The sequence below is a fragment of the Streptomyces sp. NBC_00457 genome, from assembly GCF_036014015.1.
Lineage (GTDB): Bacteria > Actinomycetota > Actinomycetes > Streptomycetales > Streptomycetaceae > Streptomyces.
On sequence record NZ_CP107905.1, the window covers coordinates 344,613 to 366,476 of the forward strand.

Annotated in this window: 22 protein-coding genes; 8 read left to right on the top strand and 14 right to left on the bottom strand. The window is 70.7% G+C overall.

Annotated elements, in window-relative coordinates; translation table 11 throughout:
• Positions 1-8: 8 nt before the first annotated feature.
• Genes OG828_RS01675 through OG828_RS01705 form a run of 7 tightly spaced genes read left to right on the top strand, consistent with a single transcriptional unit; the run spans position 9 to position 6,604 of the window.
• On the top strand, positions 9-1,115 hold the full coding sequence (locus OG828_RS01675) for an ABC transporter substrate-binding protein (RefSeq protein ID WP_328499831.1): 1,107 nt from the start codon (positions 9-11) through the stop codon (positions 1,113-1,115).
• 32 nt (positions 1,116-1,147) lie between these two features.
• The gene (locus tag OG828_RS01680; RefSeq protein ID WP_328499832.1) at positions 1,148-2,209 is read left to right on the top strand and encodes an LLM class flavin-dependent oxidoreductase; all 1,062 of its coding nucleotides are present in this window, start codon (positions 1,148-1,150) and stop codon (positions 2,207-2,209) included.
• Positions 2,209-2,868 carry a cysteine hydrolase family protein gene (locus OG828_RS01685; protein ID WP_328499833.1) on the top strand — a complete coding sequence of 220 codons (660 nt, stop codon included), beginning with the start codon at positions 2,209-2,211 and terminating at the stop codon, positions 2,866-2,868. Before OG828_RS01680 ends, OG828_RS01685 begins: the two co-directional genes overlap by 1 nt.
• Before the next feature lie 5 nt (positions 2,869-2,873).
• Positions 2,874-4,199 carry an NtaA/DmoA family FMN-dependent monooxygenase gene (locus OG828_RS01690; RefSeq protein WP_328504778.1) on the top strand — a complete coding sequence of 442 codons (1,326 nt, stop codon included), beginning with the start codon at positions 2,874-2,876 and terminating at the stop codon, positions 4,197-4,199.
• Position 4,200: 1 nt separating this feature from the next.
• A complete protein-coding gene (locus OG828_RS01695; protein WP_328499834.1) occupies positions 4,201-5,607 on the top strand; it encodes an MFS transporter in 1,407 nt (468 codons plus the stop codon).
• Positions 5,607-6,107, top strand: a complete 501-nt coding sequence (locus OG828_RS01700) for an NADPH-dependent FMN reductase (RefSeq protein WP_328499835.1) — start codon at positions 5,607-5,609, stop codon at positions 6,105-6,107. The genes OG828_RS01695 and OG828_RS01700 overlap by 1 nt, the downstream gene beginning before the upstream one ends.
• Positions 6,104-6,604 (top strand): flavin reductase family protein, encoded by a 501-nt coding sequence (locus OG828_RS01705; RefSeq protein ID WP_328349461.1) that lies wholly within the window; start codon positions 6,104-6,106, stop codon positions 6,602-6,604. Before OG828_RS01700 ends, OG828_RS01705 begins: the two co-directional genes overlap by 4 nt.
• 62 nt (positions 6,605-6,666) lie before the next feature.
• Here OG828_RS01705 and OG828_RS01710 read toward each other — a convergent pair whose 3' ends face one another.
• The 11 genes from OG828_RS01710 to OG828_RS01760 all read right to left on the bottom strand — a co-directional run bounded on the left by OG828_RS01710 (position 6,667) and on the right by OG828_RS01760 (position 18,111).
• Positions 6,667-7,560 carry an alpha/beta hydrolase gene (locus tag OG828_RS01710; RefSeq protein WP_328349462.1) on the bottom strand — a complete coding sequence of 298 codons (894 nt, stop codon included), beginning with the start codon at positions 7,558-7,560 and terminating at the stop codon, positions 6,667-6,669.
• Between the two features lie 26 nt (positions 7,561-7,586).
• Positions 7,587-8,795 carry an XdhC/CoxI family protein gene (locus OG828_RS01715; protein ID WP_328349463.1) on the bottom strand — a complete coding sequence of 403 codons (1,209 nt, stop codon included), beginning with the start codon at positions 8,793-8,795 and terminating at the stop codon, positions 7,587-7,589.
• Between the two features lie 151 nt (positions 8,796-8,946).
• On the bottom strand, positions 8,947-11,145 hold the full coding sequence (locus tag OG828_RS01720) for a xanthine dehydrogenase family protein molybdopterin-binding subunit (RefSeq protein ID WP_328499836.1): 2,199 nt from the start codon (positions 11,143-11,145) through the stop codon (positions 8,947-8,949).
• The gene (locus OG828_RS01725; protein WP_328499837.1) at positions 11,142-12,122 is read right to left on the bottom strand and encodes an FAD binding domain-containing protein; all 981 of its coding nucleotides are present in this window, start codon (positions 12,120-12,122) and stop codon (positions 11,142-11,144) included. The genes OG828_RS01720 and OG828_RS01725 overlap by 4 nt, the downstream gene beginning before the upstream one ends.
• Positions 12,123-12,134: 12 nt before the next feature.
• A complete protein-coding gene (locus tag OG828_RS01730) occupies positions 12,135-12,773 on the bottom strand; it encodes a (2Fe-2S)-binding protein (protein WP_328499838.1) in 639 nt (212 codons plus the stop codon).
• Between the two features lie 185 nt (positions 12,774-12,958).
• Entirely contained in the window at positions 12,959-13,375 is a 417-nt protein-coding gene (locus tag OG828_RS01735) for a (R)-mandelonitrile lyase (protein ID WP_328499839.1), read from the bottom strand.
• A gap of 40 nt (positions 13,376-13,415) precedes the next feature.
• Positions 13,416-14,183: a glucose 1-dehydrogenase gene (locus OG828_RS01740; protein WP_328349468.1), complete on the bottom strand. Its 768-nt coding sequence runs from the start codon at positions 14,181-14,183 to the stop codon at positions 13,416-13,418.
• 188 nt (positions 14,184-14,371) lie between these two features.
• Positions 14,372-15,619, bottom strand: a complete 1,248-nt coding sequence (locus OG828_RS01745) for an MFS transporter (protein WP_328499840.1) — start codon at positions 15,617-15,619, stop codon at positions 14,372-14,374.
• A gap of 168 nt (positions 15,620-15,787) precedes the next feature.
• Positions 15,788-16,321 carry a cyclophilin-like fold protein gene (locus OG828_RS01750; protein WP_328499841.1) on the bottom strand — a complete coding sequence of 178 codons (534 nt, stop codon included), beginning with the start codon at positions 16,319-16,321 and terminating at the stop codon, positions 15,788-15,790.
• A gap of 15 nt (positions 16,322-16,336) precedes the next feature.
• Positions 16,337-17,002, bottom strand: a complete 666-nt coding sequence (locus OG828_RS01755) for an SDR family NAD(P)-dependent oxidoreductase (protein WP_328499842.1) — start codon at positions 17,000-17,002, stop codon at positions 16,337-16,339.
• A gap of 92 nt (positions 17,003-17,094) precedes the next feature.
• Entirely contained in the window at positions 17,095-18,111 is a 1,017-nt protein-coding gene (locus OG828_RS01760) for a zinc-dependent alcohol dehydrogenase family protein (protein WP_328499843.1), read from the bottom strand.
• Positions 18,112-18,278: 167 nt separating this feature from the next.
• Between OG828_RS01760 and OG828_RS01765 the strand changes: the two genes are divergently transcribed.
• Entirely contained in the window at positions 18,279-19,160 is an 882-nt protein-coding gene (locus OG828_RS01765) for a helix-turn-helix domain-containing protein (RefSeq protein ID WP_328349473.1), read from the top strand.
• Between the two features lie 33 nt (positions 19,161-19,193).
• On the opposite strand, the gene OG828_RS01770 is transcribed toward OG828_RS01765, so the two are convergent.
• The 3 genes from OG828_RS01770 to OG828_RS01780 all read right to left on the bottom strand — a co-directional run bounded on the left by OG828_RS01770 (position 19,194) and on the right by OG828_RS01780 (position 21,842).
• Complete coding sequence (locus tag OG828_RS01770) at positions 19,194-19,931, bottom strand: HAD family hydrolase (protein WP_328499844.1); 738 nt, start codon at positions 19,929-19,931, stop codon at positions 19,194-19,196.
• Positions 19,928-20,737, bottom strand: coding sequence for a DeoR/GlpR family DNA-binding transcription regulator (locus OG828_RS01775; protein ID WP_328499845.1), 810 nt, complete (start codon positions 20,735-20,737; stop codon positions 19,928-19,930). The genes OG828_RS01770 and OG828_RS01775 overlap by 4 nt, the downstream gene beginning before the upstream one ends.
• A 70-nt stretch (positions 20,738-20,807) precedes the next feature.
• Positions 20,808-21,842: a zinc-dependent alcohol dehydrogenase gene (locus tag OG828_RS01780; protein WP_328499846.1), complete on the bottom strand. Its 1,035-nt coding sequence runs from the start codon at positions 21,840-21,842 to the stop codon at positions 20,808-20,810.
• Positions 21,843-21,864: the final 22 nt, after the last annotated feature.

The window sequence follows — 21,864 nt, forward strand, 5'->3', positions numbered from 1 at the left end:
AGTCACCCATGCAGCAACGTCTCTTCACATCCACCCTCGCCGCCCTCGTCCTGACGGCCTGCGTCGCGGGCTGCGGTTCGGACTCCGCCGACAGCGCCTCGGCCGGCTCGGAAGGTTCCGCGATCTCCGCCGGCCGCTGCGCCGAGAACAAGGCCGCCGGCAAGATCACCTACCTGTCGGGCTACCAGTACCAGTCGTCGGTGTCGATCCTGGAGTACATCGCCGCGAGCAAGCTCGGCTACTTCAAGGACCTCTGCCTCGCCGTCACCCTCAAACCCGGCACCGGCGACACGGCGCAGAACACCAAACTGCTGGCCAGCGGCCAGGCGACCGTGAGCCCGGTCTCCGAGCAGGACGTCATCCAGGCCCGCGCCAACGGCGTCGACATCACGGGCGTCTCCTCGTACTCGGACGCCGGAGTGGAGATCCTGATGACCAACAAGGACATCACCAAGCTGACCCAGCTCGACGGCAAGGTCGTCGGCCACAAGGGCTACGTACCCGCCACCGTCAGGGCGATGATGGTCAAGGCCGGAGTCGAGTGGGACTCGCTCAAGCTGGTCAAGCAGGGCTACGACCCCTCCGTACTGCCCCGCAGGCAGGGCGGCCTCGAAGCACTCACCGGGTTCGTCTCCAACGAGCCCAACCAGCTCAAGGCAGCCGGCGACGACGTCACCGTGTGGAAGCCCGTCGACTACGGCGTCCCGAGCTCGCTCGGCGCGATGGCCGTGAACCCCGCCTTCGCCAAGGCCCACCCGCACGCCGTGGAGGACATCCTGCGCGCCGCACTGCACGCCTACGACTACTGCTCCGCCGGCGAGCAGCACATCACCGAGTGCGTGGGATACGCCGCCGAGCTGGCCGGACCGACGTACGACAAGAAACTGAACGCGACCATCTGGAAGACCGAGACGCAGGTCGCCAAGGACAATCCGACACCCGGGCAACCGCTCGGCGGTATCGATCTCGACAACGTCACCGGGCTCGTCGACATGCTGCACCAGTTCCAGGTGGTGCCCGACAGCGTCACCGCCGACCAGGCCAAGGGGTGGTTCGACACGTCCTTCGTCAAGAACGTCCACACCGCCGACAAGCTCGTCTGGCCCGCCCCGTAGCCCGCAGGAATCTCACGGAAAGGCGCACGCACATGCCCGCGAAGGAATACGGAATCTTCCTCCCCATCGGGAACGGCGGATGGATGCTCTCCACGACCGCCCCGCATCCCGAGGCGAGTTACGAGTGGAACAAGCGAGCCGCCCTGCACGCGGAGACCATCGGCCTCGACTTCGTCATGTCGATGGCGAAGTGGCGCGGCTTCGGCGGCAGCACCGACCACTGGGGCCGCTCGCTCGAGTCGATGACGATGATGGCGGCGCTCGCCGAGGCGACCAGCCGGGTCAAGATCTGGGCGACCCTGCACGCCAACGTCCACAACCCCGCCCTCGCCGCGAAGATGTTCACCACCCTCCAGGACATCTCCGGCGGCCGAGCCGGCATGAACATCGTCAACGGCTCCTACGCGGGCGAGTTCGAGCAGTTCGGGCAGTGGGACCCGCAGCTCAGCCACGCGGACCGCTACCGGATGACGGAACTGTGGACCGAGGCGGTCACCCAGCTGTGGACCGAGGACTCCGTCACCATGCGCACGCCGTACTTCGACCTCGTCGACTGCGAGTCCCGCCCGCATCCTGCTGTCCGCCCGACCCTGATCAACGCGGGCCGATCGGAGGAGGCCCGGCGCTTCCAGGCCAAGTACGCCGACGGTGCCTTCCTCGCCGCCGAGAGCCTCGACGAGATGCGGATGCTGTCGGCCGACGTCCATGGCCGGGCGAAGGCGGGCGGCCGTGTCTGCAAGACGTATTCGATGCTCACCGTCGTCCAGGACGAGACCGACGGACTGGCCGCCAAGAAGGTGAAGGAGTGGGGCGCGGGCCTCGACCGCGAGGCGCTCGCCCATATGCGCCACACCTGGGGCATCCCCGAGGACCAGGCCCGCGCGTGGGCCGACGGCGCGGACGGCGAGGCCGCGTTCCAGACCCCGTATGTCGCGGGATCGGCGCGGACGGTCACCGAGCACATCGAGTACATCGTGCGCGAGGCCGACCTCGACGGGCTCATGCTGATCTTCCCGGAGTACGACGAGGACATGCTGCTGTTCGGCGAGACCGTGCTGCCGGTGCTGCGCGCCCGGGACGAGGTGCCGGCCTGATGTCCGACCTTCGTGACAGACAACTCGCCCACCTCACCCGGCCCGGCAGCAGGCCCGCGCTCGTCGTCGTCGACGTACAACGGGACTTCGCCGATCCCGACCGCCTCGCGGAGTACGGCCTGAAGGAGGCCGAGTTGTCGGCGCTCGACCAGGCCATCACCCGTATCGCCGACCTGGTGGACGCCGCACGGAGGGCTCAAGTGCCGGTCGTCTGGGTCGAGTTGGGCAGTGATCCCGCCCGGCCATGGCGGGCGAGCAACTGGCTGCGCGGAGGTGACTACGACGCGCCCATGAGCCCGGCCGAGCCGTGCGTGCTCGGGACGCCGGGGGCCGAGTGGTACCGCATGCGGCCGGCCGAGGGCGAACCACGCGTGGTCAAGCGCGGATACAGCGGCTTCCTCGGCACCGATCTCGACGCACGGCTGCGCGCGGCGGGCTGTGACTGGCTCACGATCGTGGGCCTGACGAGCGAGTGCTGTGTCGACGCGACCGCCCAGGACGCCGTGCAACTCGACTGGCCCGTGGTCGTCCCCCGGGACGCGACCGCCGCCTACGACCTGGATGTCAACGCCGCGGCCCTGCATCAGTTGGGACTCAACGTGGCCCTGCTCAGCGACGTCGGCGAAGTCGTCGAGCTGTGGAAGAGGAGCGCGCGGTGAACGGCATGCACATCGGCTACGACCTCTCCTTCACCCATACCGAGGGCGCGTGGGCCCGCCAGGGCTCCTGGGTCGGCCAGGACTTCCCCGACGTACGCATGTACATGGAACTGGCGCGGACCGCCGAGCGGGCCGGCGTCGGCATGCTGTTCTTCGGCGACGGCAGCGGCATCCCCAGCACCTGGCAGGGCAGCATCGAACCGGCCGTGGAGTGGGGCATCCAGTGGCCGCGGCACGACATGTCGCCGGTCATCGCGGCGATGTCCACGGTGACCGAGAAGGTCGGCTTCGGGCTGACGTACTCCTCGACGTTCCTGCACCCCTTCTACGTCGCCCGGCTGCTGAACTCGCTCGACCACGTGACCGGCGGGCGCATCGCCTTCAACGTGGTCGCCTCGACGCGCGGCGCGGACGCGGCGAACTACGGCTTCGGCGAACTGATGGACCACGACCTGCGCTACGAGCGGATGGAGGAGTTCATCGCGGTCTGCCGCGCGCTGTGGGACTCGGTGGCCCCGGACGCCATCGTGCGCGACCGGGACACGGGCCGGTTCGCCGACCCCGCGAAGGTGCATCCGATCGACCACGAGGGGCGCTTCTTCAACGTCAAGGGTCCGCTGGCGTCGGTACCCAGTCCACAGCATCACCCGCTCATCGTGCAGGCGGGCAACTCGCCCCGCGGCATCGCCGCGTCGGCCCGGTTCGCCGATCTCGTCTTCGGCTTCGGCGGCAGCCTCGGGGGCCAGCAGCGTCACCGCAAACTGCTCGACGAGGCACTCCTCGCCGAAGGGCGGGACCCTGCGCACGTGGGCATCCTCTGGGCCACACAGGTCATCCTCGGCCGCACGACGGCCGAGGCGCGGGCCCGGCGCGACTCGGTGCACGAGTTCTGGAACGAGGAGGCCGTCGCCACCTACCTGTCGCACAACATCGGCTACGACCTCTCGAAACTGCCGCGGTCCTTCCGCCTGGCCGAGGTGCGCGACGCGATCGTGGCGGCCAACGCGAGTCCCGCAGGTCTCATCGGCTCGCTCATCGCGGAGTTCGGCGCGGACCACACCATGAGCCGCGACGAGTTCTTCGCGCACGGCCGCGAGCGCGCGACGGGCCTCGACCACAGCATCGTCGGCGACCCCGCCACCGTCGCCGACGCGCTGGAGGAGAACTTCGCCGCGACCGGATCGCGCGGCGGCTACATGTTCTCCAGCCCGCTGGCCATGCCCTCGGGCTTCGCCGGGATCAGCGAGCTGCTTCTGCCCGAACTGCGCCGCCGCGGCGCGCTCGCGCCTGCCTACCCGGGCGGCACGCTGCGCGAGAACCTGGCGGTCTGAGATGACCGGAGCGAGCGAGCGACGCCACTGGCTGGCCCTCGGCAGCCTGTGCGCGGGGTTCTTCATGCTCCTGCTGGACAGCACGATCACCTCGGTCGCGCTGCCCGCACTGATCACCGGCCTGCACACCACCGAGACCCTCGCCATCTGGGTCAACAGCAGCTATCTCATCGCCTACGCGGTGCCGCTGATCATCGCGGGACGGCTGGGCGACCGCTACGGCCACCGCCGCATCCACCTGGTCGGGCTCGCGGCCTTCACGCTCGGATCACTCCTGTGCGCGCTGGCCCCCACCATCACGGCTCTCATCGGATGGCGGGTGGCCCAGGGCATCGGGGCCGCGCTGATGACACCGCAGTGCCTCACCCTCATCAAGGCGCTGTTCCAGCCGCCTCGCCTCGCCGTCGCGCTCGGCACCTGGGGCGCGGTCGGCGGAGCCGCGGTGGCCGCCGGACCGCTGCTCGGCGGGCTGCTCGTCGCCGTCGGCGGCTGGCCCGCGGTGTTCTGGGTCAACGTCCCGATCGGCGTTGCGGCGATGGCCGCGGTGGCCGCGTTCGTACCCGACCTGCCCCGCCAGAAGGAGGCCATCCCGGTGTGGGCGATCTGCGCGAACGCGACCGGCGTCGGCGCGCTCGCCCTCGGCATCCAGGGCACGGACGCCGCAAGCGCCGACGCGTGGGGCGTACCGCGCTGGCTGCTCGCCGCCGGCGGCGCGGTGGTCGTCGCGGCCGTCGTCTGGCTGCAGCGTCGCGACGGGCGGCGGGCGCTCGTGCCGATCGCGTTGCTGCACAGCCGCGGGTTCGTCACCGCGGCCTGGGGCGGCGCCGCCGCGGCCTTCTGCGCGGGCTCGGCCATGATCCCCCTGATGCTCTACCTCCAGCAGGAGCGCGGGCTCACCCCCGGCGCGGCAGCGCTCACCCTCGTACCCATGGGAGTGCTGTGCCTGCTCGGCGCTCCGGTGTCGGCCCGGCTCAACAACGGGATCGGCTCGCGTGCGGTCGCCGTCATCGGCTCGTCGGCGCTCGTCCTGTCCATCGGAGCGTCGGCGGTACTCGTCGCGACCGACGCACCGATCCTCGCCCTGACCGCTGCCTTCGCGGTGTACGGAGTGGCCAACTCGTTCGTCTGGTCACCCCTGTCGATCGCGGCGGTGACCTCAGTCGCTCCGGACGAGGTCGGGGCGGCGTCGGGAACCTTCAACGCCATGAAACAACTCGGCGCGGTGCTGGGCAGCGCGGCCTGTGCCGTTCTCCTGGCCGGATTCGGCTACGCCGCCACCCTCGGCGCGCTCGCCGCCGTAGGACTGCTCTGCCTCCTCGCATCCGCCCGCCTGCGCCATGACCATCGGGCGGCCGGCACTCCCACGGCGTCGGCCGTCGAACCCCAGCTACCCACAGGAGTCGCCTGATGAAGGCTGTCGCCGTCGTCGGAAACCCCAAAGCCGGCTCACGCACCCGCGACGCCGCCGAACGTCTCGCCGCGGCCCTCGGACTGGACTGCGAGGTCATCGAAGTCACCGCGCTCGGGCCCGGCCTGCTCACCTGGGGGGACCCGGGCGTCACCGCGGCCGTCGAGCAGGTCCGGTCCGCCGACCTCGTGATCGCCGCATCCCCCACCTACAAGGGCACCTACACCGGCCTGCTCAAGCTCTTCCTGGACCAGTTCCCCACCGCGACCGGCCTCGCCGGCCAAGTGGCGCTGCCCCTCATGCTCGGTGCGGGGCCCGCGCACGCTCTCGCTCCCGAACTCACCCTCAAACCAGTACTGGTCGAACTCGGTGCGACCTGCCCCGCGCAGGGCCTCTACCAGCTCGACTCCACCTACACGACGGACGACTCACTCCCCCGCTGGGCCGGGCGATGGAGTCGGATCGTGCTCGACGCCGCGAAGACGAGGACCGCGCGATGACGACAACGACAGGGTTCACCTCGGACCCCGGCGATATGAAGAGGGCGTTCTCCGCGTTCCCTTCAGGAGTCGCCGCCCTCGCGGCCCGCGTCCACGGCGATCCGACCGTCATGATCGTGTCGTCGTTCGCCGTCGGGATCTCCCACGACCCGCCCATGGTCTCCTTCGCCGCACAGCACAGCTCGACGACCTGGCCGGTGCTGGCCCGCGCACAGACGATCGGAATCTCCGTCCTGGGCGAGGAGCACAGCGACAAGGCCCGGCAACTCGCCTCCCGCACCAAGGAGGGCCGCTTCGCCGGCCTCGGCACGACGGAAACAGCGTCCGGCGCGATCTTCCTGGACGGCGCGCCCGTCTGGCTCGAGTGCACGGTCGAGCACACCTATCCGGCCGGCGATCACGACCTCATCGTGCTGCGCGTGCTCGCCATGATGACCGACGAAGACCACAATCCGATCGTCTGGCACCGTCAGACACTGAAAATGCTGGGCAGTTGAGGAGATGCCGACGTGCCCGGCAGGTGGGCGGCCCCTCGGACGCCTGCCTCGGCTGACCCGCCTCAGGCGCTGAGGGCGGTGCGCAAGGTGGTGGCCATCATGTCGATGGCCGCTTTCCCCTCCGGTACCGGACCGGTGTGGGTGAAGTAGTGATCGACTCCCTCGAAGACACGGTGGGTGACCGGAACGCCGGCGGCCTCCAGAGCCTTGGCGTAGGCGTCGCCCTCGTCGCGCAGACGGTCGTTCTCCGCGGTGATGACCAGGGCGGGAGGGAGCCCGGCGAGGTCGTCGGCCAGGGCGGGCGAGGCGAGGGGGTCGGCACGGTCGGCGGGGTCGGGGACGTAGGCGGCCGTGAAGATCCGCATGATCTGGGGGCTGAGCAGCGGCTTGGCGATGAGGGACTGCTTGGTGGCCGGGTCGGCGACCTGGTCGAGCACTGCGGAGTCGATGATCTGGAGCCGGGGCGAGAAGGTGCCGCGGTCCCGGGCCATGCGGCAGACCACGGCCGTCAGGTTGGCCCCGGCGCTATGTCCGCCCACGGCGAGGCGCGAGCCGTCCCAGTCGTGGGCGGGGCCGTTCTCGGCGACCCACGCGGTGACGTCGTACGCCTGGGTGACGGGCACGGGGAAGGGTCGCTGCGGGGCGACGGCGTAGTCCACGTTGATCACGACACAGCCGGCCGTGGCGGCTATGTAACGGCAGATGTGGTCGTCCTGCTCCGGGCGGCCGATCACGAAACCGCCGCCGTGGAAGTTGACGTACACGGGAGCAGGAGTAGTGGTGTCGGCCGACGGGCGGTAGACCGTGCAGGGCACCGGGCCGGCGCCGGTCTCCACCACGAGTGCTTCGGTGCGCTTCGGGATGTCCGCGAAGCGCAGGTCCTTGTGGACGCGCGCCATCATGCGACCGAGCAGCAGTTGGACCCCTCTGGCCTGGATCTTCGGGCTCAATGGCATGGCTGGGTCACCAATCGATGCAAGGTTTAACTAACAGGATTCCTGATGATGGACCCTCGCTCTTCTTCGCGCAATGGGCAGACACGAACCGCTGCCTCGTCGAGCCCTGGGGCGGGCAGGACGGGCACCGGGCGGTGGATCGGGCCCGTTCCCCGGGAGAGGGGCGTGCCGCTCGCGAGGTTGGCGGAGGCGATGATCTCCGCCACGATGGAGACCGCCGTCTCCTCAGGGGTGTGCGCTCCGAGGTCCAGGCCGATCGGGGAGTGCAAGCGGGCGAAGTGTTCGTCGGACATGCCCGCCTCGCGCAGGAGGCGAAGGCGCTGTTCGTGGGTGCGCCGCGATCCCATGGCCCCGACGTAGCCGACGGGCAGATCGAGGGCGAGGCGCAGCAGGGGAATGTCGAACTTGGCGTCGTGGGTGAGGACGCAGACGGCGGTACGGGCGTCCACGGCCGTGTTCTTCAGGTAGCGGTGGGGCCAGTCGACCACGACCTCGTCGGCATGCGGAAAGCGTGCCTCGGTGGCGAAGACGGGGCGGGCGTCGCACACGGTGACGTGGTAGCCCAGGAAGGCCCCGGCTCGGCTGAGCGCGGCGGCGAAGTCGACGGCGCCGAAGATCAGCATGCGGGGGCGGGACGCGGCCACGTGGACGAGGACGGAGAGCCGGTCCGGGCAGGTGGCGGCGTCTCCGCCGAGCTCGATCCGGGCGGTACGTCCCGACCGGAGGAGGGCGCCCGCCTGTGCGGTCACCGCGCGGTCCGTCGGGCCTCCGTCCAGGGTTCCGTACGAGGCGGTGCCGTCGGCAAGGACGCACAGCGTGCGGCCCACCAGGTCGTGGGGGCCGTCGACGACCTGCGCCACGGCAGTCGGCCTGCCTCGGACGATGTCGTCCAGGGCGGCGCCGAAATGGGGGTCGGTGGCGGGATCGACGTGCCGGACGAGCACGTCGAGTTCGCCGCCGCAGGTCAGGCCGACGGCGAAGGCGTCGTCGTCGGAGTACCCGAACCAGGCGCGCTGAGGTGCGCCACGATCGTGCAGCACCTGCCGGCACAGTTCGTAGACGGCTCCTTCGACGCAGCCGCCGGAGATGCTGCCGACCGCGTTGCCGTCGGCGTCCACCGCGACCGATGTGCCGGTGGGCAGAGGGGCGCTGCCGGTGACGTCGACGACGGTGGCCAGGGCGAAGGGACGGCCTTCGCGGCACCAACGGTGCAGTGTCTCCGCGATGTTCAGCACGGCCGTTGTTCTCCGTTGTTCTCGTGGTTCGCGGTGAGGGTGGGGCGGGCCGCCGCCGCGCCGACGGGGAGCGTATGGGCGGCGGCGGCCCTGGTAGGTCCGGCAGCCGGACGGGGGACCGACTGCCGGACCGGCCTGTGGGGCGCTGGGGTCAGAGCAACGCCTCGGCCGTGATGGGCAGTTCGCGGACCCGACGGCCGGTGGCGTTGAAGACCGCGTTGGCGATCGCGGCCGCCACACCCACCTGGACGACCTCGCCGAGCCCCTTGACGCCGAGCTCGTTGCCGTCGTTGTCCTCGCCGTCCAGGTAGATCGCCCTGACCTCGGGGACGTCGGCGTTGACGGGGACGAGGTAGTCGGCGAGGTTGGCGTTGACGATCCGGCCGTCGCGGTGGTCGGTGACCGTGTGCTCAAGGAGGGCCCCGCCGATACCGCCCACGATGCCGCCGATCGCCTGACTGTCCGCCAGCTTGGGGCTGATGATCCGCCCGGCGTCGTACACGCCGAGCATGCGCCGCACCCGCACCAGACCGAGGGTCGCATCCACGGCGATCTCGGCGAAGGCCGCGCCGTAGGCGTGGTAGGAGCGCCGCGCGGGAGTCGGCGGCCCGGCGTAGGAGCCGCGTGCTTCCAGGTGGGAGCGGTCGTTGCGGGCCAGCAGCCGCCCGTACGTCTCACCGCGCGCCGGGTTGCCCTTCACATGCAGCCGGCCGCCGCGCACCACCACATCGCCGGCGTCCACGCCGTACAGCGGCGAATCGCGGTCCTCGACGGCCAGCTCGATCGCCTGCTGCCGCACCTTGTCGCAGGCGTCGAGAACGGCGGTGCCGACGCTGGCCATGGTCGCCGAGCCGCCGTGCGGGCCGGTCTGCGGATACAGCGAGTCGCCGAGCCGGAAGGTCACCGTGCGCATGGTCAGTCCGAGCGCGTCCGCGGCCACCTGGGTCTGCGAGGTGTAGGTGCCCGGCCCCATGTCACTGGTGGCCGTCTCGACCACAGCGGTGCCGTCGGCATCCAGGCGGGCCCGGGCCTCCGCTGGAAAACGCCCGGGGTCGTACACGCTGGTGGCCATGCCCATGCCGATCAGCCAGTCGCCCTCGCGCCGCGAACGCGGCCGGGACGAACGCCGGTGCCAGCCGAACTCCCGGGCACCGACCGTGTAGCACTCGCGCAGCCGGCGGGTGGAGAACGGCAGGTTGTTCGACTCGTCCTCTTCCGGCTCGTTGCGCCGCCGCAGCTCGATCGGGTCGATGCCGAGCTTGTCCGCGAGCTCGTCCATGGCCGACTCGATCGCGAACGACGCCGTGGCGAAGCCGGGGCCACGCATCCAGATCGGGGTGTTCACATCCAGCGGCACCTGCCGGTACGCCTGGCTGACGTTGGGCATGCTGTAGGTCATCTGCCCCGCGCCCATGATGGCCTCAGTGAACGTCTCGTACGACGAGGTCTCGGCGTCGATACCGTGAATGGCCGCGGTCAGCCGACCGCGCCGGTCACTGCCGAGACGCAGCCGGTACGCGTACGCCGGCCGGTAGCCGGTGCCGAAGTACATCTGCCGTCGGCTGAGCACCAGCTTGACCGGGCGCTTCGTCTCTCGCGCGGCCAGAGCGGCGACGGTGGTGTGCGGCCAGCAGCGCAGCCCGCTGCCGAAACCGCCGCCGACGAACGGGTTGATGACGCGCACCGCGTCCGCGGGCAGGCCGAACACGGCGGCGAGTTCGTCGTGGGTGCCCATCACCCATTGCGTCTTGTCCCAGACGGTGAGCTTGTTGCCGTCCCAACGGGCGAGGGTGGCGTGCGGCTCCATCGGGTTGTGATGGTTGCGCGCCAGCTCGTAGGTGGCATCCAGCCGTACGGGAGCGTCGCGCAGGCCTGCCTCCGCGTCGCCGCGCGCGTAGTTCGTCGGCTCGCCCGGCTCGGCCTCGGCGAGGTCCGTCGAGGACTGCTCAGCGTCGTACTCGACGTTGACCAGACTCGCGCCGTGCTGGGCGGCCTCCAGGGTGGTGGCCACGACGACGGCGACGGGCTGGCCGTGGAAGAGGACCTTGTCGTCCTGGAAGACCCGCAGCCGCCGGCCCCCCGGAGGATTGTTGGACCCGGGGTTGTCGCGGTACGGCAGCTTCGGGGCGTTGCGGTGGTGGATCACCCGCAGCACACCCGGGTGCTTCTCGGCGTCACCGGCATCGATGGAGGTGATACGGCCCAGCCCGATGCTCGCGTCGACGATCACGGCGTGCACGGCCCCGTCGATGTCGTGTTCGGCGGCGTATTGCGCCTTGCCGGTGACCTTCAGCCGACCGTCCACCCGGGAGAGCGGGGCGCCGACGGCTGCCTGCGGCTGGGGGCTCATTTGCTGTCTCCTACGGTACGCAGCTGGCGTTCGACGGTGCGCTGGAGCAACTCGACCTTGAAACGGTTGTGTTGGAGCGGGCTGGCCCCTTCGGAAGCCTTCTTCGCGGCCTCGGCCCAGAGCCGGTCCGAGGGGCGTTCACCGACGAGGGCTTCTTCGACGGCGGGCAGCTTCCAGGGGACGGTGCCCACGCCTCCGGCGGCGACGTATGCGTCCCGGATCACTCCGCCGCGTACGTGCAGTGCGACGGCCGCGGAGGTCAGCGCGAACTCGTAGGACTGCCGGTCGCGCACCTTCAGATAGCCGGACTTCAGCGGACGCGGAAGGGCCGGAATCTCGACAGCGGTGATCAACTCGCCTCGGCGCAGGGCCTGTTCACGGTTCGGGGTGCTGCCCGGTCGCAGCAGGAAGTCGGCGAAGGGGACGCGGCGCTCCCCGTCCGGGCCCAGCAGATGCACCTGCGCCTCCAGCGCCGCGAACGCCACGGCGACATCGGAGGGGTGGGTGGCCACGCAGGCGTCGGAGGTGCCGAGGATCGCGTGCGTACGGTTGAAGCCCTCCAGCGCGGCACATCCCGAGCCGGGTTCGCGCTTGTTGCAGTCGGCGGTCACATCACGGAAGTACGTGCAGCGGGTGCGCTGCATGATGTTGCCGCCGATGGTGGCCATGTTCCGCAACTGGGCCGACGCGCTCAGCTCCAGCGACTCGGAGATGACGGGATACAGAGTGCGCACCTTGGGGTGGGCGGCCGTCTCGGCCATGCTCACCAGCGCGCCGATGCGCAGGCCTCCGCGTTCGGTGACCCTGACTTCGCGCAGCGGCAGACCGGCGATGTCGACCAGGGTCTCGGGGCGTTCGACGGTCTCGCGCATCAGGTCGACCAGCGTGGTGCCGCCGGCTATGTAACGTCCGCCGTTCCGGCCTGCATTGACGGCCTCACGGGTGTCGGAGACCTTGGTGTAGGAGAAGGGATACATGGCGGCCGATCCTCACTTCCGGCCCGCGGTCTGTTCGACCGCGCGCACGATTTTCACGTAACAGCCGCAGCGGCAGATGTTGCCGCTCATGAACTCCCGGATCTCCTCGGCCGATCCGGTGTGGCCCTCCTTGATGCAGCCGACGCCGGAGACGATCTGGCCGGGCGTGCAGTAGCCGCACTGGAAGGCGTCCTCGTCGATGAACGCCTGCTGCAACGGGTGCAGTTCGTCGCCGTCGGCCAGGCCCTCGATCGTGGTGACCTCAGCACCTTCCAAACGCGCCGCCAGCGTCAGGCAGGAGTTGACGCGCCGGTCGTCGACCAGGACGGTGCACGCCCCACAGGCCCCGGCGTTGCAGCCCTTCTTCGAGCCCGTGAGGCCGAGGTGCTCGCGGAGCAGGTCCAGCAGCGAGGTGCGGTTGTCGACCGTCACGGTCCGACGGGTGCCGTTGACCGTCAGAGAGACGCGGCTGGAGGGCGGCGCCCCCGCGGCGGTCGCCTCCTCCGGGAGGGCGATGAAGGCCCCTCCGGCCACGACGGCTCCGCCGACCGCGGCACTGGTGGCGATGAACGTGCGCCGAGAGGGCGCCAGGGAGGACTCGCCGGCTCCGGTGGGGGGTGGAGCGGCAGATTCAGGGAGTTCGGTAGACATACGTACGCCTTCGTATCGCGGACGGATCGGCCGTACACAGCAGGGGGACGGGAGACTGGATCGTCGTCACCGCGGGAACCGGGCAACCGCGCGCTTCTGCAGCGGCGACTGGTCGCATGGGGAGTCTTGCACCACCGGCAACGCTGGCGGCAGGGAGACTTTTCTCCCCCCTTGGTGAGCCGGGGTTACTGGTTGCGGGTGGTGCGGGGGCCGTTGTACTGCTGGTCGGTGACCGGCTCGGCCCAGGCGGTCTCGGGGGTGCCGTCGCCCGTGCCCTCCCACAGGGCGATGTGCTCCATGAACCGGTCCGGGGCGGCTCCGTGCCAGTGCTCCTCGTTCGGCGGGCAGGCGACGGTCTCGCCGGGGTGGGCTTCGAAGACGGTGCCGTCCCGGGTGCCGATGAGGGCGACGCCGGAAACGATGTGCAGGGTCTGGCCGAGGGCGTGGGAGTGCCAGTGGGTGCGAGCGCCCGGTGAGAAGCGGACCAGGTTGGCGCGCATCCGGGAGGGCTCCTGGCCGGCCACGATGACGTCCCACCACACGTCACCGGTGAACCAGTCCGCCGGGGCCTTGCTGCTGGGCTGCTGCTCGATGAATTCCATGGTGTCTCTCTGAGCTCTCGTTCGTACGCGGGGGCTGCCCCTAGCGGGCGACGTAGCCGCCGTCGACGGGGAGGGCGACACCGACGACGAAGCCCGCCCCGGGGCTGCACAGCCACAGCACCGCCTGGGCGATTTCCTCGGCGGTGCCGAGCCGGTTGATGGGCTGGTTGGCCTCGGCCTCGGCGCGGTCGAGCTCCCCCTTGGCGATCATGTCGCTGACCATGGGGGTGTCGATGGTGCCGGGGCAGACGGCGTTGATGCGGATGCCGCGTGGGGCGTATTCGAGCGCGGCGCTGGTGGTCAGGCCGATGACTCCGTGTTTGGAGGCGTGGTACGAGGCGCGGCCGGGCAGGCCGACCAGGCCGCCGAGGGAGGAGCAGTTGACGATGGCGCCGCTGCCCTGGGCGCGCATGTGCCGCAGCTCGTGCTTCATGCACGCCCATACGCCCCGGAGGTTGATGGCGTTGACGCGGTCGAACCGTTCGGCGGGTTCGTCGGCGGCGTCGCTGGGCGGGATCTGGATGCCGGCGTTGTTGTAGGCCATGTCCAGGCGGCCGAAGGTCTCCACGGTGCGGTCGACCGCGGCGGCGACCTGGTCCTCGTCGCTGACGTCGCAGGTGAGGGCGAGGGCTTGGTGGCCGGCGTCGGTGAGTTCCTTCGCGGCTGTCTTCAGGGCGGCTTCGTCGATGTCGGTCAGGGCGACGGCGGCTCCGGACGCGGCGAACGCGCGCGCCGTCGCCAGGCCCATACCGGCGCCGGCTCCGGTGACGAGCGCGACCTGGCCGGTGAAGTCATACGTGGGATTCACGTCGTGTTGTCCCTTCGAGAACGGAGGTGTGGCGGCGCGAGGGGTGTCGGGGCCGCCCTGGCGGGCTCGCGGCGTCCGGGCAGAGCCACGGCACGGTGACCGCGTTCCCGGTGGAGCGGGTCAGGCCGATGACGCCGTAGGCCTCCCGGTCAGGCTGACGCGGATGACGCTGCCGGAGTCGGCTCCCGTCACGGCACCTGCGCGGGTTCGTCGCGTCGCACGTCCGTCGGAGCGCCGCTCCGGGCCACGATCCGGCCCTTGTCAGAAGAGCCGTGGACGGCGAGGGCGATCAGCGGGAGCAGGGTGAGGGCGGCGATGACGGTGCCTACCAGGGGCGGGCCGGTCAGGCCGAGGGAGGAGTCCAGGGCCGTACCGGCGATCGCCGATCCGGCGGCGATGCCGGTGTTGAAGGCGGAGGTGGTCAGCGCCGAGGTGAGGGTGGGGGCGTCGCCGGCGAAGCGCATGGCGAGGGCGGTGACGACCGGGTTGACCGTGAAGCCGGTCAGGCCCATGAGAAAGACGAGGAGAGTGGCTGTCACCGCGTTGGCGGACAGCGGGATCAGCAGGAGCAGGACCAGGGCGGTGGCCGCGGCGGCCGCGATGGTGGTGACCATCGGACGTCGGTCGCCCAGGCCGCCTCCGATGGTGGTGCCGCCCAGGGCGCCGACGCCGAACGCGATGAGGACGAGCGGTACGGCGCCCGCCGGGATGCCCGCGCGGTCGGTCAGCAGCGGCGTGACATAGGTGTACGTCGCCAGAACGCCACCCATGATCAGCATCGCGGCACCGAGCGCCAGCCACAGCCGGCCTTGCCTCAGAGCCCGGACCTCGGCCCGGATGGACACCTCGACGCGCTGCTCCTGGGCCGGGATGAAGCGGCCGATGAACACGGCTGCCAGCCCGGAGAGGGCGGCCAGGGCCCAGAAGGGTCCGCGCCAGCCGGTGAACTGGCCGGCGAAGGAGCCGATCGGCACGCCGACGACGTTGGCCAGGGTCAGGCCGCCGATCATGACGCCCGTCGCGCGGGTGGCGTTGCGCGGGCCCGCGGCGGTGGTGGCGACGACGAAGCCGACGGACCAGAACGCTCCGGTGGCCAGGGCCGTGACGGCGCGGGCGATGAGGACGACCGTGAAGGACGTGCTGAGGGCGGCGACCAGATGTCCGAGGCAGAACACGGACAGGGCCAGGATCAGCGTCCGGCGCTGAGGAAGGCGCAGGGTCGCCATGGCCATGGTCGGTGCGCCGACGATCATGCCGATCGCGAAGGCGGTGATCAGCAGGCCGGCGTGGGAGACGCTGACTCCGAGGTCAACGGCCAACTCCGGCAGCAGTCCCGCGACGACGAACTCGGTGGTCCCCATCAGGAACGTGCCGGCGGCGAGCACCCAGACGACGAAGGGGAGCTTGCCGGGGGTGGTCCCGGACGCGGAAGGCATACGTGTGGTCTCTCCTTGCGTGGAAATCGGCGGATCATGGTGGCGAGTGAAGCCGTCGCGGCAGACAGCGGACGGCGCGGCCACGGCTTCGACGGTTCCATGCGGCGAACCGGACGAAAAGGGGAAGATCTCCTCCCCCCTTCATGCACGGGCGAGCGGTGGGGCGGGTCAGGGCGCGGCTTCGATGGTGATCTCGTCGGCGGTGGCGAGCTGCTCGGCGCCGCCGTCGGCCATGTGCCCGAGGATGACCAGGCCGGTCGCGTACGGGGCGTCGCGGTAGTAGGTGGCGAGCTGGTTCCAGGGGGCGTAGTACGCCAGGTCACCGACCTGGGGGTCGGCGCCTTCCGGGGCGCCGGAGGTGGACAGCTTCCGGGGCAGATCGGCGATCTTCTCAGCCTGGTTGAGGTCGCGCAGGGAGAGGGTCAGGGGGAGCTGGGCGGCGAAGTCGCGGGCCGTGGGGCTGTCGTTCAGGGTGGCGGCGATGTGGTGGCCGTCGAGGGTGAGCCGGATGTTCATCGCGGTTGTCCTGCCGGTCGGTGTGGTGGCTGCCGGGGCCGTCGAAGCCTGCGGCGACGCAGGCTCGGATGAGGAGGCGGCGGAGGCGGAGGGGGGTGGGGAATCGTCGGCGCAGGCGGTCATGACCAGCAGCAGGGCCGCGGCCGGGACCACGCGGGCGAGAGCGCGGAGGGGGGTGGGGTTCACGGGGTCGTCCTGTAGCTAGTCGGGCAGGGGCTCGGAGTAGTGGCGGAAGCCGTCCCGCTTGGTGTGGATGTCGTACAGGCGCTGAGCCAAGGCGTCGGGGCTGCTGTGCTCGGTGTCGGGCCGGATGGCTCCGGGGATGATCAGCTGGGCGGCGTGGATGTTCGCCGGGGCGAGCGTGTCGTGGAGCATGCGGGCGTAGGCGCTCTCGGCGGCGAAGGCGATCGAGGTGCCGGCGACCTTCGGATTGGGGCGTAGGGCGCTGGAGCCGTTGACGAACAGCAGTGTGCCGCGGCCGAGTTCCCGCATGCCGGGCAGTACGGCGTTCACGCCGGCGACGGCACCCTTGACGGAGAAGGCGAGCGGGGCGTCGAGGTCGTCGGCGCTCGTGTCGAGGACCGGCTTCATGAAGTCGGCGTGCGGCACCGGGCTGTACTGGAGGATCTCGATGGGCCCCAGGGCGGCCGCAGCCGCGTACAGGGCCGCGGTCAGCGACTCGAGGTCGAGGACGTCGGCGGTGAACCCGCGCGCCTGGATGTCGTCACGGGCGAGGTCGGCGGTCAGGCCGTCCAGCTTTTCCGCGTTGCGGGCGATGAGGGCAACGGTGTGGCCGGCGGCTCCGAAGCGGCGGGCCGTGGCGAGCCCGAGGCCGGGGCCCGCGCCGACAAGGGCGAAGGTCGTCATGGTCAGTCCTTGGGTGAGTGAGGGTGGTGCCGGTGGTTCCGGTCCGAGGGCCGCACCGTCCCTGAGCGCCCCCGGTGTGGACGCGTCTGCGCTCAGGGCTTGAGCAGGGCCTTGATGGCGCGGCGCTCGTCCATCGCCCGGTAGCCCTCGGCGACCTGGTCCAGGGGCAGGCTGAGATCGAAGACCTTGCCGGGGTTGATCAGCCCGGTCAGGACGCGGTCGATCAGGTCGGGCAGGTAGCGGCGGACGGGTGCGGGGCCGCCGCGCAGGCCGACGTGGGAGAAGAACAGCTCCTGGCCGTCGATCTGCACCTCGTGCGGGACGCCGACGAAACCGACGTTGCCGCCGGGCCGGGCCGAGCGCAGCGCCTGCCGCATCGACTCGGCGGTGCCGACGCACTCCAGCACCGCGTCCGCCCCGATCCCTCCGGTGAGGTCCTTGACGCGGGCGACGCCGTCCTCGCCGCGCTCGGTCACGATGTCGGTGGCGCCGAACTCCAGAGCCAGCGCCTGCCGGGATTCATGACGGCTCATGGCGATGATCCGCTCCGCGCCGAGTTCCTTGGCGGCGATGACACCGCACAGGCCGACCGCGCCGTCACCGACCACGACAGCCGTGGAGCCGGGCTTCACTTCTGCGGCGAGGGCGGCGTACCAGCCGGTGCCCATCACGTCGGACACGGCGAGCAGGCTCGGCACCATCTCGGCGCCCGGGTGCTCGTCGGTGGCGACCAGGGTGCCGTGGGCGTTGGGGATGCGGACGTAATCGGCCTGGCAGGTGCTCATGAACTCGCGGTGCAGGCAGTTGGACTGCCAGCCGGCCAGGCAGTTGGCGCAGGTGTTGTCCGAGGTGGCGAAGGAGCCGACGACGAACTGGCCCGGCCTGACGTTGGCGACCGCGCTGCCCACCTCCTCGACGATGCCGACGTACTCGTGCCCCATCGGGTGCGGGTCGCCGATGGGTTCCGCGCCGCGGTACGGCCACAGGTCCGAGCCGCACACACAGGTGGCCACCGTGCGGATCACCGCGTCGGTCGGCTGGACGATCTTCGGGTCGTCGAGGTTCTCGAAGCGCACGTCGCCGGGGGCGTAGATGACTGCTCCGCGCATGGGGTGCTCCTTCGGCGCGAGGGTAGGTGAGCCGCAGCCGAGGTCGGAAGGCTGCTCACCGTCGAGCCTCACACGCGAGGGCAGGCGCGAAAAGCGGAGCAATTCATCCCGGGAGGGGAACATCCTGGGAGTAAATTCTCCCCCCTTTCAGGGGTGGGATCGGTGTCATGCTGGGGAGCATGACCGCCAACGTCCCCCTCAATGAGCTGGGAGAATTCCTCAAGAAGCGCCGCTCCGAGCTGAGTCCGCGCACGGTCGGACTGCCCGAGAGCGACAGGCCCCGCCGGGTGGAGGGGTTGCGCCGCGAGGAGGTCGCCCAGCTCGCCAGCATCAGCACCGACTACTACACGCGGCTCGAACAGGGCCGCATGCAGGCGTCAGCGCCCGTGCTGGACGTCCTCGCCCGCGTACTCCATCTGGATGACGACGAGCGCGGCTACCTCTTCCAGCTCGCGGGCAAGACCACCACGCGCACCCGGCGCCGCGGCCGGCAGAAGGTCCAGCCGCAGCTTCAGCGGGTCCTGGACGACCTCACCGCCACCCCCGCCATCGTGCAGGGCCGGCGCGGAGACATTCTGGCCTGGAACGCGCTGGCCGCCGCCCTGGTCACCGACTTCTCCCGCATCCCGGAAAGACACCGCAACTACCCGCGGCTCATCTTCACGGACCCCGCCATGCGCACCCTGTACGCCGACTGGAAGACCTCCGCGCACATCGCCGTCGCCCAACTGCGCATGGAGGCCGCGAAATATCCCGAGGACCCCCGCCTGATCGAGCTCGTCGGTGAACTGTCCACGCGTGACCATCAGTTCGCCAAGTGGTGGGGCGAACACAAGGTCGCCGCCCGCACCGTGGGCACCAAGACCCTCAACCATCCCGTCGTCGGCGAACTCGTCCTCGACTGGGACACCCTCACCGCCAACACCGACCCCGACCAGCACCTCACCGTCTGGACCGCGGGGCCCGGCTCCCCCACCCACGAACGGCTCCGCATCCTCGCCTCCTGGGCCGCCGACCAGAACCTGCCGGCCTCCTCCCCCGCCGGCTGACCGCGACGGGCCGCCGCCATGAAGGCGGCTCGGTCAGATCACGAGCCGCTGCACATCCATCAGGCCGCGCTCTCCCGTGCGGTGTTCCGCCGGCAGGATGTAGGTGCGCAGACCGCAGGCGGCCGCGCCGCCGTCGCGGACCGGGTTGTCGCCGACCATGAGGGTGGCGCGGGGGTCCGCGCCGAGGTCGGCGCAGGCTTTGAGGAACAGCTGCGGGTCGGGCTTTTCCCGGCCCTGCTCGTAGGAGATCACGCAGGTGTCGATCAAGGCGTCGAGCCCGTGGTGGGCGAGGTGGGTGCGCAGGTCCCAGGCGAAGTCGCTGACGACGGCGATGCGCAGTCCGCGCTGGTGCAGGGCACGCAGGACCGGTTCGGTGTCGGGATACGGAACCCAGGCGTCCGGAGCGGTGAGTTCCCGGTAGGCCGCCTCCTCCACGCCGCGCAGGAAGTCCACCTGCCCCCACCATCCCCACATGGCGCGGCGGTGCAGTTCGGAAGAGAGATCCCGGCCTTCCTGGAGGGCGACGACGGAGGGCAGCCGGAAGGCGGCGCGCAACTGCTCGGAGATTCCGGCCACCGCGCAGGGCTCGTCCAGCAAGGCGAGGCGGCCGGTGGCGGAGCCGACCCGGCGCAGCCACGTCTCCAGGTCGATCATCTGGAAGATGGTGTTGCTGAAGTCGAACAGGACGGCCTGGACCGCGGGTACGGGCTCGGCCATCTCGACGTCGCTGGGGCGGTAGGCGCTGGGCGTTTCGAACAGGGTGTGGATCACAGTGAGGGCTCTTCGGGTTCGACCGTCTCGACGGGGACTCCGAGGTCGCGTATGGCCGCGAGTTCCGCGTCTGGGGTGCCGGTGTCGGTGATGACGGTGTGGTAGTCGGCCACGGACCCGTATGCGTACGTGGCGGTCTTGCCGAACTTCGAGTGGTCCACCAGGAGCAGCGCCTGTTCGGCGGAGGCGAGCATGGCCAGCTTCACCTCGACGTAGTCGTTCAGAGGGTGGAAGAGGCGTCCTTCCAGGACGGCCGTGGCGGACATCAGGGCGAGGTCGGCCCGGATCCGGGACAGGGCGCGGGTGACGGTGGGGCCGGTGCAGGAGCTGAAGTCGGCGCGGTAGTGGCCGCCCAGCAGGGTGACGTGCACCCCGGGGGCGGCGGACCCGAGGCGCTGTGCGAGGCCGACGGAGTTGGTGACGACATGCAGCTGATCCACCTCCGCCAGCGCCGGGACCAGGGGGAACAGGGTGGTCGAGTCCTCCATGAGCACCGTATTACCCGGCCTGATCCGGGCGGCGGCTGCCGCGCACAGCGCGTTCTTGGCCGCGAGGGCGCTGTTCTCCCGGAAGCGGGTGGCCGTCTCCATGGTGAGGGCGGGGAACGCGACGGCCCGCCCGCGCTCCTTGCGCAGCAGATGCCGCCCGGTGAGGTCGTCCAGGTCCCGGTGCATCGTCATCAGACTGACGTCGAAGTGCCGGGCGAGGTCGTCGATGCGCGTCTCGCCATGGTCGGCGACATACCGCAGCACGGCTTGGCGCCGCTCCTCGACGGCCACCTGTGACAGTCGCGTACGGGCGGTCACGGCGCCCCTCCTTCCCGGTAGCTCCGGTCTGGCAGTTTCCCACACGGGCCGGTGCGGGTCGGGCCTCGGGCTACGGTCCGTCCACCGTGACCAGCACCTTGACCTGCTCGGGGTCGACGGATGCGGCGAAGGCCTTGGCGGCCTCCTCCAGCGGGTAGGTGGCGGTGACGATCTCGGCGGTGTCCACGGCGCCCGCGGCGATCAGCGACATCGCGGTGCGGTAGTCGTCGCCGGTGTACATCAGGGTGCCCTCGACGCGGATCTCCCGGTCCTGGACCAGGTCGAGGCGGATCGGTGTGGTGCCCGCGGCTCCGACGCCGACGACGATGATCGTGCCGCCCTTGGTGACCAGGTCGATGGCCTGGGCCATGGACTGCTCCCTGGCCACGCAGTCGAAGACGACGTCGACCGGTCCACCGAGCGCTTCTCGGGCCTGGTCGGCAAGGTCGGTGGCGTCGGCGGGCAGGGCCGCGTCGGCTCCGAGACGCAGGGCGCGGTCCCGCTTGCCCGGCAGCAGGTCGGTGACGGCGATCTTCGCGGCGCCCGCGTGCCGGGCGGCGGCGAGGACGAGCAGACCGATGGGCCCGGCGCCGAGCACGACGACCGTGCGTCCGGTGAGGTCACCGGCCTTCGCCACGGCGTGCACGGGGGTGGCCAGGGGTTCGACGAGGGCGGCCTCGATGTCGGTCATTCCGTCGGGGACGCGGTGGACGCGGTCGGCCGCAATGGCGAACAGGTCGGTCATGGCGCCGGGCGTCTGGCAGCCGAAGACCTTCAGCTCCTGGCAGATGTTGTAGCGGCCGGAGCGGCACTGTGGGCACCGTCCGCAGTACAGGTTGGGCTCGATGAGCACGCGGTCGCCGGGTGCGAAGTCCTCGGCGCCCTTCCCTGCCGCGGCGACGACGCCGACCGCCTCGTGGCCGGGGCGGTAGGGCAGGTCGATGAAGGGATGGTGGCCGGCCGCCGCATGGGTGTCGGAGCCGCAGACCCCGACGACCGTGGTGCGTACGAGGAGTTCGTCGTCCCCGGGGACGGGGGCGGACACCTCCTCGAGGGTGATGTCATCGAGGGAGCGGACGAGGACGCGGCGGATCTGCTCGGTCATGGTGACGGGTTCCGTTCGGTGG